This is a genomic window from Candidatus Saccharibacteria bacterium (assembly GCA_012965045.1).
Classification (GTDB): Bacteria; Patescibacteriota; Saccharimonadia; order Saccharimonadales; family DTSZ01; genus DTSZ01.
Map to the genome: position 1 here is coordinate 591,858 of DTSZ01000001.1, position 12,090 is coordinate 603,947.

The following is a 12,090-nucleotide window of genomic DNA, read 5'->3' on the forward strand; positions in this document are numbered from 1 at the left end:
TATACCGCACAAGCTAAAAATCAATAAAAAATTAGTCTAACATCGCCCACAGAGCACTCTTATGACCAGCAAAATTTGCCGATGAGTAGCTTGTTAATTCAACGATCATGCTTGGTATGCCTTTGTTGTCGACCGTCCACTCCTCGAAACTTCCGGTAACGTTGTAGTTAAAAGTAGACTGCGAGCTTTGACCAGTGGTGTTTCTGTAACCAGCTAGTTTAGCGTAGGTAGCGGCATAGGTTTCAGAAATATTCCCGACGTCGCCAATTACGACCCCGCCAACCGCGTGGAATGACAACAATAACCGTGGATTCATCTTTTCTACATAACTAGCTAATGCTTGTGCAGCTGGCTCGCTTAGCGGCTCTGTGCCGCCAGCGCCTTTCAGTATGCCGTTTTTACTTTCGGTGTCCGCCTGCCAATCTGCAGTCGGGAAATTACGGTTGAGGTCAACATTTGCCGAGTTATTGCGCGTGCCCGCAGCAAGGCCGTCTGCGTTTACATTAGGCACAATAACTACTCTTTTACCGCTATATCGACTTGGGTTAGCCTCTAGTTCATTCACCCACAAATCAAGTATTTTTCTAGAGCTACTTTCGTTACCATGCAGTCCGCCCACAAACATAGTTACGGGACCAGAGTTGCCAAAGCTATACGACAAAATAGAGCGGCCTTGTCGAGTGCTGCCGATCGTACTGACACTGTGGCAGGTCGTGCGGCCTGTAAAACTCCAGTCTTCAGTAGCTGCTATACCGTATTTGCTCACTATTCCCGGCTTTACTGTAATGGTAAATTGCTGACATTTTGGTAGGCTACGCAACTTCACGGTGGCTTGAGTGGCGTTCTTTTTATTAATAGTAGCAGTGCCACCACTAAACGAAATAAGGTCGCTTAACGCTACGTCATCACTAAGCTCTTGGTCAAATGTAAGGATAATAGTTTCATTAGAACCGACCTTAATGGTGCTGGCGCTAACACTCGCTACCGCAGGACCGCCAGACAACGTAAACCGTACTTGATATGGTTCTGCTAACGAACTGCCGTCCAAAGATTCTGCTTCAACAAGCCTAATAATGTAGTCGCTGTTACGTGTTAATTCTTCGCTGGGGGTAATAATAGCTTTGGTGTCTTTGTAGGTTAGGCTGCCTTTTACGGCCGTCTCTTCGTCGCCATCGACTTGCATTAAATAGGCCTCAGCTGCATGCAGCTCTTTATCAGTTTCAACTGTAAAGTTAGCTGGTTTATCATAAATTATTTGACCTTCGGAAACTGACGAACCGATAACTGCTATGGCTGGTAGGGTTTCGAGCTCGCCTTCGCTGACTCTTACTTTTTGCCCCGAAAAACCACGCAGTAATTTGTAGTCATATTCCGCGCCTTGATCGAGGCTAAGCGTTGAGACATCACACACCACAGCTGACGACGTTGGCGTACATTCAGTTGCTTTGTCATCGACCACGATTTCATATTCATGCAAGTTGTCGGTTTGGCTAAGCGGTATTTTTATAGTCTTTTTGGTTGGAATTGGTTTTTTAAAAACAGACAAATTTGCCTGTGGTAGCCCAGGCACTTCAACTGCGAAGTTTTTTTGCGCAAAAAAGCCGCCCCACGGAGCACTCGCCACTGTGCTCGTACCAGGTTTTGGTGCTTGTTTAGGGCTTACGCATGTTTCGCTTGAAAAAATCGGGATACTTCCCAGCTGCTTATATTCACCATGGGTTACTTCAAAATAATCATCGTCAACTGTTTCATGGATAGTCGGAAAAAGCGTAAACTTTTCAATACAGTTACCGCCTGCATAGCTAAAATCAATTGTTTTTGCAGGTAAAAATATAACTAAATAGATACTCACAGCACATACTGCTGCAAACACTACGTACACCAACATAGGCAAGTCGGCAGCCCAAAAATAGGCGTCCTTTATTTTTTGTCTCACAACGTTTTCGTTTTTAAGTGTTAAACATTAGTATTTTAGCATTATCAATGTTTTGTAGCAAAATGATAAAAATTCATAATTGAGCCGGGGGTGAGAGCCTGCCTGCCGCAGGTAGGGACTTGGTCGGGGTGAGAGGACTTGGTCACGTTCCGCGACCCCGAAACTTCACGTTTAAAAACTAGTTTTTAACGGAAGGTTTCCTTGCGAAATGACATTTAGTCATTTCTCACCTCCGACTCACTCCGTGAGTTAGGAGTCACAAGTCTTCTCAAGCATTAAAAAAACTGCCCAAATGGACAGTTTTTTTAATGGTCGGGGTGAGAGGACTTGAACCTCCGACCTCACGGTCCCAAACCGCGCGCGCTAGCCAACTGCGCCACACCCCGATAAACAGAGGTTATTTTACATTTTAAACGATCATATTACAAGAAAAGCGTTAAAGACTAGTTTTTTGATCTTTCAATGAGACTTGTTAAACCGCCCATTACAGCTTGCTGCTCTAAGTCTTCGTCTGGTTTTTCGTAGTAGCTTTCTGCTACTGCCAAACATTGATCAAGTAGGTTTATGAGTTTGTTAAACATATTCTCATCAATGGACTCAATTGGGTAGCGCCTATCAGAACTCAATGCTTCCTGTGTTTGATCTCCTACAAATTGAAGGCCAATTCCCTCTTCCCAGATTGGAAATAAGCTATATTTACCCGATTTAAGATCCCCTTTGAATATATCTTTAGCCGTCGGTATTTCAACGAAATCTACATCAAATTCTTCCTCAAGATCCACCGTGCCCTCATTAATAGTGTATCGCTCTAAGCATGCTGTCCAGCCGTCAAATCTAGAGATTTTTTGTGAACCCTTTTCTTTAGTTTGCTGAAAAAGAGTTATGAAAATCTCCTCATCTGAGTCCGACCAAATAACAACGTCTAGATGAAATTCTTCATGTCGTAAGGTGTCTGGGTTTGGCACAGGGCTATTAAACTTTTCTATAATGTGCACTACACGAGCGCTTTCAAAATCGAGAGAATCAGAGGCCCATAGGGCGGCCTCGCTCGCCACACCAACATCATCGCTTAAAAGGTGAGCAAAATCGTCAAAAAGTGCGCCAATTCGGGCCTTTCTCGCCATCGGCTGAGTGTCCTCTTCAAATTGCTCCTTGGCATAGCCCTCAGCTAATAGTGCGTTTACCCAGTCGTCTGCAGTACTTTCACTCATTAGGTAGAGTAAATCATCATTTTGTTCAAATTCTGACCAAGACCGAGGCTGCATTCATCTCCCATGCCCACCGCTTTTACTTTAACTTTTACTTCGCGTATTCGATTGCTCGGGTTTCGCGGATTACGTTCACCTTGATTGTACCAGGGTAGCTTAAGGTAGATTCGATTTTGTTTGCCACGTCGCGGGCTAGGCGGATTGCGCTTAGGTCGTCGATGCTTTCTGGGCGGACAAATACTCGAATTTCGCGTCCTGCGCTAATGGCGTAGCTTTTTTGTATACCGTCAAAACTGTTAGCAACGTTTTCAAGCTCTTTCATTCGCTTCACAAAGTCTTCTGCAGAAATATTGCGCGCGCCTGGTCGAGCGGCTGAGATAGCGTCAACTACCCGAATAATCATTGCTTCTGGTGTCGCGGCCTCAACGTCATCGTGGTGAGCGTGAATAGCGTGAACAATTTCTTCTTTCATGCCAGCTTTTTGAGCGAGGTCTGCTCCAATGTGGTGGTGCTTACCTTCAATTTTATGAGTAACAGCTTTACCAATGTCATGTAGCAAGGCGGCTGTTTTGGTAATTTGAATATCGGCTCCAATTTCACCAGCTATCATTCCAGCTAAGTGAGACATTTCGGTGCTGTGCTTAAGTACATTTTGACCGTAACTAGTGCGGAACTTCAATTCACCAAGTAGACGCTTAATGTCTTTTGGCAAGCTCGGTACACCAACTTCACGCATGGCGTCTGTGGCTGCTTGTTCAATTTCTTTATCAAGTTGTTTGCCGGCTTTTTCGACAACTTCTTCGATGCGTCCGGGATGTACTCGCCCATCTTTAATCAATGTTTCCATAACAATCCGTCCAACTTGTCGACGGATAGGATCGAAACAACTCAATACGACAACACCAGGGGTTTCGTCAACCATAACGTCAACACCAGTTAAACGCTGAATGGCTTGAATATTACGGCCTTCTTTGCCAATTATTCGGCCTTTCATGTCGTCAGGAAGTGGTACAGCAACAATTGTTCGCTCTGCTGTCACATCACTGGCTAGCCGTTCCATGGCGGTTAAAATAGCTTTTTGAGCTGTTTCTTCGGCGTCCTCGACAGCTGTTTCTTTAAGCTTTTCAGTAAGACTGACTAAGTCGTCTTTAATGGTTTTTTCGGTCATCTTCATTAGCTTTTCAGCAGCGTCAGCTTTTTTAAGCTTCGCTATTTTTTCAAGCTGCTCTAGTTGTCGGTCTTTAATTTCGTGGATCTTGCCTTTTAAGTCTTCTAGCTCTTCTTCGGTTTTGCGTAACGACTCTTGCCGTTTATCGACTTCTTCTAGCTTTTTTTCTAGTGATTCTTCGCGTTTTACTACGCGCTTTTCTGTTTCGGCCAACTCGTGGCGTAACTCTTTTTGCTCTTTGCGAGTTTCGTCAGCAATTTTATTAGCTTCTTCTTTTGCTTTTAACACAATGTCTGCAGCTTCGTTTTTTGCTTTCGAGAGCTTTTCGTCAGCTCTTTTTTCTACGTCACCAATTTTTCGTTTTGTTAATACACCTGAACCACCAAAGCCAATACCAATACCAGCCAAAGCGGCAATAATTGCAGCTACTTCCATAGAAGTACTTCTCCCTTTTTTGTTGCAGGACCACAATCTAAACTGTTGTAACGTGCTTTACCGCGTGAGGGTTTAAGCAAATACTATCCGGGCCGATTGCTCCCACAACACCTAAATGTTGTTTTCTCTCAAGGAATAAATCCTTGCAATAATTGTACGCTGATTGTGTTTGAAGGGCAAAGACGATGTTTTTACCTGAATTCAGCAAGCTGCCGTTTGCATTCATTTCCACCATTTTGAGTGATCAAAACGGTGGAGCCAAAAGATCACCCTGTTCACATCTCTTGATATACTCACTGCTTGTTTAACAACAGCCTGTGGAATGGCTAAAGCCAGTCTGAAAGTTATCTATAAGAGTCTCAGACACGTCCTCGGCTTAATTGTTGTTAAGCCAAGCATTCCTATTCAGGATCTGCTCAAAAGGGATTGGCGAGCGAAGCTCGCTGGGTCTGGGCATAAAAGACAGCTTTTCCTGATTAGATGTTGTAATTCAAATTGTGTGAACCTTAACCTGCCTACCGGCAGGCAGGCGAGTGAAGTGTGCTTCCCAAGAAAACTTATTTTCTAGGTTTGGTAATATTCGCTTCCCCGCCATACACTGGCAAAACTACTTTTTGATTTTCGCCACTTTTAAGTTTTTCTATTCCCTGAGCAAACCAAATGTCACCTGCGGCTGCGACCACTGGAACGTCGAGCGAATAGCTTAGGGTGTTTGCAAGTGTCACGCCAATTCTCAACCCAGTAAAACTACCCGGCCCTTCAAACGCGACTATGCCTTCAATTTGGTCAAACTTACTGTTGGCTGCGTCGAACAATTCATCAAGCTTATAAAAAATAGTGCTCGATAATTGCTTGTGGCCTTCCCATTCTACTTTTTGTATGTCATCGCCGATTTGTAGCCACAGCTCTGCTTGGGGTTTGTCTGTGCGAATTCCTAAGATATTCATGGTTGTTTATCGAAATTTATAAAATGCAATATTCGATCATTTTCTGATGTGGCGGTAATTTCTATCTTCTTTGTGTTAGCCGGCAATACCTCTCGTACCGAATCAGCCCATTCTATAAGCACTACATCGCCATCTTGTATGGCTTCGGTAAGTTCGTCTTGCATAATTCCCGCATTGTCTAGCCGATGAAAATCGTAATGACGAATTAAATAATCAGAGCACTGGTACTGCCTCTCGACAGTAAAGCTTGGGCTTTGTACGTCATCGGTACTGCCAGCACCAGCCGCAATTCCTCGAACTAGCTGGGTCTTCCCCGCCCCTAGATCGCCAACCAACTCAATAACATCACCAGGAACTAAAACCTTAGCTATCTTTTCGCCGACCTGAAACGTAATTTCGGGCCCGATGGAACGTACTTGAAATGTCACGCCTGAACTCATATAAACCATAGAATAACGTGCCAACACCTGCGGCTGCAACTACTGATAGATTCGCACTCTCAATTGGTATAGCAGCTGGTTGCGCTAGCGGGTTGCTGGAACTAACAGTCAGCCCAGATTCAGAAGACTGATTATTGGCAGCCTGCTCTTGGGCAATTTTGTCTTGCTTAGTCTGCAATACATTTTTGGCCGCTGGCGTAGGCTTTGCCGTCCACTGCCATTTACTACCTATAAAAGCCCACGCTAAGCCATCCTCGGCTTTTGAATATTCACCAGCCGTGCTCTTGCTGTCGCCATTTGGATCGAGCAACTGTGCCTGACCGCCGCTATTGCCAAGGCTCATTTTGCTGTCAGCAGAAAAAATAGCTACGTACTGGCCAGGTTGCAAAATAATGTCATCAAGCGTTTGTGTTGTGGCCAAAGATTTACCGGTTTTTAACTTGTAGTCTTTAACGTTTACAGCAAATGTATTTGGGTTATACAGTTCTACAAATTCATCGTTTTTGTCTAGCAGCGGACTGGCAGGGTTTGGCAGCAGCTCGGTAATTACCACTTTGGCATAGCTGCGTTTTTTCGGTGTTTGCGAAGAAGATGATGCACTGGCGACGCTGGCTGTGTCTTCATGTGGCGATAAGTTCTGCTGGCCAGGTGTTACCCGGTTCGTAAAAACATAGGTAGTGCCAATTTTCGACCAACTTTCACCAATGGGAGCTTTTTCGTACGCAACCAACTCTGAAACTATTGAACCGTCGGGTGCCAGCACTTGAGCTTTGCCACCAGAGTTAGCGAGCACCAAACCACTGTCGCGTGATTCAAACGCAATATAGCTTTTAGCCGGCAAAACTATGTCGGTAATTTCAAATCTGTACTGTAATTTCGACCCTGTTTGAATTACATAGCCATCTAAATCAATTTCAAGAGCGCTAGGATTATACAATTCCACAAATTCATCGTCGGCATCTGTTTGCGGGCTTTTGGGATCGATAAATAATTCTGAAATTTCTACACTCAAATAGTCTTGATCGTTGCCTGTTCCCTCGTCGGGCAATGGCTGTTCTTCTGGGTCTGGTTCTTCGACTGGCTCAGCCTCTTCTACACTGGGAGTACGAGTAGGCGTCGGGTCGTCCGACACTTCAAAATCAAGGGAGTTGTCATTAGTGTCTATAAACAGCCCGTCTTCATCAACGATTCGCTTTAAACTTTGGCCAGCTGCTGGCTCGGTTGCTGGCACAGTCTCTGGGCTGTCAGCTGCAACACCGTAGCCAAGTACATCATGAACCTTTTCTTCTTCGCTCAGTTCCCCGGTGTCGGTGTCTTCAACTTCAACAAGCTGAATAAGTCGTATGTGTCCGGCGCTCGCTGCCAGGCCACTATTAAATTCAAAATCAAATTCTTCTGGCTCAAGATTTAGTTCTTCGGTCGCCAATAACACAAATCCTCGGGGCTGTGCTTCAAATTCATCAAATGTCAATTTGGTCTGCCATTGTTCGCCAGTAGCAGACTTATACTGGACCTTCCAGTCGGTTAGGTCTATTGGATAGTCGTTAGGATTATAAAGTTCTATAAATTCTGCTTTAGAGTCATCGGTGCTGGCGGAGAAAATTTCAGTTATGAGTAGATTTTTTTGTTCATCTACGGCACTCAAAGGCACACCCACCAGCAAAACGCACAATATGGTTACTACCCTCCACGTAATACGCACTAAATCTATATAATCACGACGCTGTTAACTTCCAAAGCATGAGCAAAATATTTTGTTGTTCGCTACACTGTTAGTATGCTGATTTTAAATACACAACTTTTGCCACGGAGCATTATTAGTATTCATGCAAGTTCGCCCGTAGCATTTGCCAAACACGTCGTTATTAATCCCCATAACTTAACAATATCGGGCTTTTTTGTGGACTACGCCCGCCTTGCTGGGCAACACCCGGTTTTAATTAGCCAAGATATTCGACAAATTACTCCAAAGTCGTTTGTGATTAACCATGAAGAAGACATAACGCCCGTGGAAGAACTTATACGGTTTTCAAAGGTGGCAGAACTTAACTACGAACTACTGGGTAAAGAAGTCCGAACAGAGTCAAAAAAGAAAGTCGGCAGCGTAGACGAGTACGTTATTCAAGCTGATGGCATGGTCATTTACAACCTGCACGTTAACAAGCCTGTCTGGAAAAGCCTCACTGGTGGTGCTCGTATTATTAACCGTAGTCAAATAGTCGAAGTAACTGACAGCACTATTATTGTTAAAGACGCTGTCATAACTGAAAAACAAGTTGCGCCACAAGCTATTCCTGCGAGCTAGCATCCTCCAGCGCCTTTTTAACATCGCCGTAACTAAAACCATTCCGACACAAATATGCAATTAGCTTTGTGTCGTCTTGATAGCGTTTTTGTTTACGTTTGCTGATAATAATTCGTTTTAAACTAGTTGATTCTTGGTTAAGTTCGTCTAAAACTCGCTCAATAACAGAACCTTCAATGCCTTTTTGTTTCAGTTCAAAAAACAACTTACGTCGCGAAGTTGGCTTAAAGTCATTGCGGTCAACCACCCACGATCGGGCAAAATCTTCGTCATTTAAATATTTCAAGTCCAGAAGTTTGCGGATAATCAGCTCACTATCTTCTGCTGCGGCGTCCTTGCGCATTAAATAGTCACGCATTTCTTTTATGCTGCGTTTTCGTCGCGCTAAGTAATCGAGAGCTTTGGCATACAGTTTGCCATAATCGGATTGTTTTTTAAGCTCGTCGATACGCTGAGGGCTGATCGTGTCGCCAATTTTTAAGTTGCTGTCCTGCCACTGCGATATCGTTAACGAAAAAGAATAGCTGCCGTCTATAAAAAATGAAGCCCGATTTTTGTCTTTTTGTTGTTGCTTGATATTTGTAATCTTCACATTTATATACTACAGTATGAAATCTATGAATTTAGCAGATGAAAAAGCAGACAAAGCCGGCTGTTTAAGGCACGAAGAAGAATTATGCTTATTAGACGCTGAAGCAGCTGAATGGTGTGGTGAGGCAGAACTAGTTTGGTGTGGCAAGGATAAGCAACAAAGCCCCGGAGCATTTTTGACTGAGATTATAGTCGATAAAGACGAAGAGCTGAGAGCAAAGGGCTGGCACCACACCGACATCGCTGACCTACTTTAGGCAGTGCTAGCTTCGCGAATTTTCTTTTCGATTGTAGCCATATCTTTAGGGTGATCAGCCAGCCACTGTTTCGCAGCTTCCTTGCCCTGGCCAATCTTTTGATCGTTGTAGTCAAACCATGCACCAGCTTTCCCAATAATGTCGCATTTGACACCTAAATCCACTATATCGCCAGTTTTTGAAATGCCTTGGTTATACATTATGTCGAATTCAGCAATTTTAAACGGTGGGGCAATTTTATTTTTTACCACTTTAACTTTTGTTCGATTTCCTATTACTTCATCGCCAGATTTAATTTGGCCAATACGCCTGATATCTAGCCGGACAGAGCTATAAAATTTTAGTGCGTTGCCGCCGGTTGTGGTTTCTGGATTACCGAACATGACGCCGATTTTCATTCGTATTTGGTTAATGAATATAACCGTACAATTTGTGCGATTAATTACACCTGTTAATTTACGCAGCGCTTGGCTCATAAGACGAGCTTGCAAGCCCATGTGACTGTCACCCATTTCGCCTTCAATTTCTGCTCGTGGCACTAATGCGGCAACAGAGTCGATCACCACAAGGTCAACGGCATTAGACCGCACTAATGTCTCGGCGATTTCCAAAGCTTGTTCGCCAGTATCAGGTTGCGAAATAAGTAAATTGTCGAGGTCAACGCCAATTTTTTTAGCGTATTCAGGGTCAAGGGCGTGTTCGGCGTCAACAAATGCAGCTGTGCCACCTTGTTTTTGAATTTCGGCAACAGCGTGCAAGGTTAGTGTGGTTTTACCAGAACTTTCTGGGCCGTAAATTTCGATAATCCTCCCCCGTGGCAAGCCACTGCCAAGTGCAAGGTCAATGCTTAAACTGCCACTTGAAAACGTTTCAACATTTTTAGCAGTATTTTCACCTAAATTCATAATAGAACCACTGCCAAATTGCTTTTCGATCTGCTCCATCGCCAGCTTTAGTGCTTGTTTTTTACCGTCGTTTGATCCACCCTTGTCAGCCTTTGCCGCCATGTACCCCTCGCTTTCTTGATTACTCTAGTATACAAACAAATATTGACTAAATAAAATACAGATTATCTAAAGTGATTATGCTTATAGGTAGAAAAACTAAAGATGGAAAGCTATAATACAGCTAATGATTAAAAATAGACATGGGTGGCGCAGCGAATGAGAATCCCTGATGCAATGGTGCAGCAGCTACTGCTGGAGGCCAAAAAAACCACAACCGACCAGATTGACGAGCTGGCTAAGCTTGGCAAACAACAAAATAAACCACTGCAAGATATGGTTATCGAAAAGCAGGTCATTAATGAAGCTGAGCTGGCTCAGCTCTACTCCAAAGAAATCGACGTATCCTTTATTGACCTGAGCGAACTAAAAATCGACAAAGAAATTTTAAAGCAAATTCCAGAACGAATTGCTAAAGAGTACCGAGCTGTTTTATTTGAAGTAAAAGGCGACACAAAAAAACTAGCCCTCGCCGATCCAGACGACTTACAAGCAATCGATTTTTTAACCAAACAACTTGGTGGCAATATCGAAATTTATCTTGCGACCAACAAAGACGTGTCGGTCGCGCTCGATGACTACAAAGGCAGTCTTTCCAGCGAATTAAGCTCTGTTGTTACTGGTGAAGGTGACGAAGAAGAGGCAGTAAAAGAAGCTGTTAAAGAAGAAGATTTAGCCGAAGACTCGCCAATAGCCCAAACCGTAAACTTAATTATTGAATACGCTATTAAAGCCAAGGCCTCCGACATTCATATTGAACCACGCGAGCAATTTGTGCAGGTGCGCTATCGGGTCGACGGCGTTTTGCGTGAGGCCAATAAGCTGCCGCGTAAAGTAATGGCCGCATTAGTGTCACGTATAAAAATCCTGGCTAACTTAAAGATCGACGAACACCGTGCTCCCCAAGACGGCCGATTTAAAATTTCACTTGGTGAAGCCATTTATGCAATGCGGGTGTCTACCCTGCCAGTAGTTGACGGCGAAAAAGTTGTTATGCGTATTTTAGACGAAACCACACAGGCTCTTAGCCTTGAAGAGCTCGGCTTTTGGGGTGTGAGCCTAAAAAACATTCACGATGCAATAAGCCAACCACATGGCATTATGCTAGTGACCGGCCCGACTGGATCTGGTAAGTCGACTACTTTGTTCTCGGTACTAAACCTGCTTAATAACCCTGGTGTTAATATTTCTACCATCGAAGACCCAGTTGAATACCGCATTCCGGGTGTTAACCAAACTCAAGTAAACGTAAAAGCTGGCATGACTTTCGCAGGTGGTTTGCGGGCGCTACTGCGACAAGACCCAAACGTTATCATGATCGGTGAGATCCGTGATGGCGAAACAGCTGATCTAGCTATACAAGCTGCTCTAACTGGCCACTTAGTGTTTGCCACTCTGCACACCAACAACGCTGCAACGGCTATCCCGCGGCTTCTGGACATGGGTGCAGAGCCATTTTTGATAGCTTCTACCGTACGAGCGGTGATTGGTCAGCGACTTGTACGTCGCCTTAGTCCCGAAGCACGCGAAAGCTATCACCCAACTCAAGCCGAATTAAAAGACATAAAAGATAATTTTGAAATTAAAGAGGCGATCGCTCAAGTTAAACAAGCCGAAAAGATTAAAATCGACAAAGAGGAGCTTGAAAAAGAGTCCAAAAAAGTCATAAAACCCGTTAATGCTGACGTTAAAGACAAAAGTATCATGGATAAAATTAAAGAAGATCCGAATATACTAGATCGGTCTGCGGCTGAAGCCGTGGCTGAAAAAGCTGTTAAAGAGGCGGTTAAAAAGCAAGA

The 12,090-nt window shown here is 44.0% G+C and carries 10 protein-coding genes, 1 tRNA gene and 1 pseudogene; 3 read left to right on the plus strand and 9 right to left on the minus strand.

Annotation, left to right across the window (positions count from 1 at the left end; all coding sequences use genetic code 11):
* Nucleotides 1-31: 31 nt before the first annotated feature.
* From EYO12_03025 to EYO12_03055, 7 genes are all read right to left on the minus strand, one after another.
* Nucleotides 32-1,936 carry a DUF2817 domain-containing protein gene (locus EYO12_03025; protein HIA92063.1) on the minus strand — a complete coding sequence of 635 codons (1,905 nt, stop codon included), beginning with the start codon at nucleotides 1,934-1,936 and terminating at the stop codon, nucleotides 32-34.
* A 309-nt stretch (nucleotides 1,937-2,245) separates the two neighbouring features.
* Nucleotides 2,246-2,322: transfer RNA gene (locus EYO12_03030), tRNA-Pro, on the minus strand.
* 57 nt (nucleotides 2,323-2,379) lie between these two features.
* Nucleotides 2,380-3,201 carry a hypothetical protein gene (locus EYO12_03035; GenBank protein HIA92064.1) on the minus strand — a complete coding sequence of 274 codons (822 nt, stop codon included), beginning with the start codon at nucleotides 3,199-3,201 and terminating at the stop codon, nucleotides 2,380-2,382.
* 34 nt (nucleotides 3,202-3,235) lie between these two features.
* Nucleotides 3,236-4,747, minus strand: a complete 1,512-nt coding sequence (gene rny / locus EYO12_03040) for a ribonuclease Y (GenBank protein HIA92065.1) — start codon at nucleotides 4,745-4,747, stop codon at nucleotides 3,236-3,238.
* A 557-nt stretch (nucleotides 4,748-5,304) separates the two neighbouring features.
* Nucleotides 5,305-5,694, minus strand: a complete 390-nt coding sequence (gene tsaB / locus EYO12_03045) for a tRNA (adenosine(37)-N6)-threonylcarbamoyltransferase complex dimerization subunit type 1 TsaB (protein HIA92066.1) — start codon at nucleotides 5,692-5,694, stop codon at nucleotides 5,305-5,307.
* Nucleotides 5,691-6,143, minus strand: coding sequence for a tRNA (adenosine(37)-N6)-threonylcarbamoyltransferase complex ATPase subunit type 1 TsaE (gene tsaE, locus EYO12_03050; GenBank protein ID HIA92067.1), 453 nt, complete (start codon nucleotides 6,141-6,143; stop codon nucleotides 5,691-5,693). The genes tsaB and tsaE overlap by 4 nt, the downstream gene beginning before the upstream one ends.
* Nucleotides 6,058-7,785: a lamin tail domain-containing protein gene (locus EYO12_03055; protein ID HIA92068.1), complete on the minus strand. Its 1,728-nt coding sequence runs from the start codon at nucleotides 7,783-7,785 to the stop codon at nucleotides 6,058-6,060. The genes tsaE and EYO12_03055 overlap by 86 nt, the downstream gene beginning before the upstream one ends.
* A 126-nt stretch (nucleotides 7,786-7,911) precedes the next feature.
* On the opposite strand from EYO12_03055, the gene EYO12_03060 reads away from it, so the two are divergent.
* Nucleotides 7,912-8,439, plus strand: a complete 528-nt coding sequence (locus EYO12_03060) for a hypothetical protein (protein HIA92069.1) — start codon at nucleotides 7,912-7,914, stop codon at nucleotides 8,437-8,439.
* On the opposite strand, the gene EYO12_03065 is transcribed toward EYO12_03060, so the two are convergent.
* Nucleotides 8,423-9,031: a hypothetical protein gene (locus EYO12_03065; protein ID HIA92070.1), complete on the minus strand. Its 609-nt coding sequence runs from the start codon at nucleotides 9,029-9,031 to the stop codon at nucleotides 8,423-8,425. The two genes, EYO12_03060 and EYO12_03065, sit on opposite strands and share 17 nt — an antisense overlap.
* A gap of 25 nt (nucleotides 9,032-9,056) precedes the next feature.
* On the opposite strand from EYO12_03065, the gene EYO12_03070 reads away from it, so the two are divergent.
* On the plus strand, nucleotides 9,057-9,287 hold the full coding sequence (locus EYO12_03070) for a hypothetical protein (GenBank protein ID HIA92071.1): 231 nt from the start codon (nucleotides 9,057-9,059) through the stop codon (nucleotides 9,285-9,287).
* Here the strand turns inward: EYO12_03070 and recA are convergent.
* On the minus strand, nucleotides 9,284-10,294 hold the full coding sequence (recA, locus tag EYO12_03075) for a recombinase RecA (protein ID HIA92072.1): 1,011 nt from the start codon (nucleotides 10,292-10,294) through the stop codon (nucleotides 9,284-9,286). The genes EYO12_03070 and recA overlap by 4 nt on opposite strands.
* A 156-nt stretch (nucleotides 10,295-10,450) precedes the next feature.
* On the opposite strand from recA, the pseudogene EYO12_03080 reads away from it, so the two are divergent.
* A pseudogene (locus EYO12_03080) lies at nucleotides 10,451-11,803 on the plus strand (type II/IV secretion system protein).
* Nucleotides 11,804-12,090 lie beyond the last annotated feature (287 nt).

Bases quoted from the DNA above. Each gene is read 5' to 3' on its own strand.
- EYO12_03035 (HIA92064.1), bottom strand. From the start codon at position 3,201: ATGCAGCCTCGGTCTTGGTCAGAATTTGAACAAAATGATGATTTACTC.
- rny (HIA92065.1), bottom strand. From the start codon at position 4,747: ATGGAAGTAGCTGCAATTATTGCCGCTTTGGCTGGTATTGGTATTGGC.
- tsaB (HIA92066.1), bottom strand. From the start codon at position 5,694: ATGAATATCTTAGGAATTCGCACAGACAAACCCCAAGCAGAGCTGTGG.
- tsaE (HIA92067.1), bottom strand. From the start codon at position 6,143: ATGGTTTATATGAGTTCAGGCGTGACATTTCAAGTACGTTCCATCGGG.
- EYO12_03060 (HIA92069.1), top strand. From the start codon at position 7,912: ATGCTGATTTTAAATACACAACTTTTGCCACGGAGCATTATTAGTATT.
- EYO12_03070 (HIA92071.1), top strand. From the start codon at position 9,057: ATGAATTTAGCAGATGAAAAAGCAGACAAAGCCGGCTGTTTAAGGCAC.
- recA (HIA92072.1), bottom strand. From the start codon at position 10,294: ATGGCGGCAAAGGCTGACAAGGGTGGATCAAACGACGGTAAAAAACAA.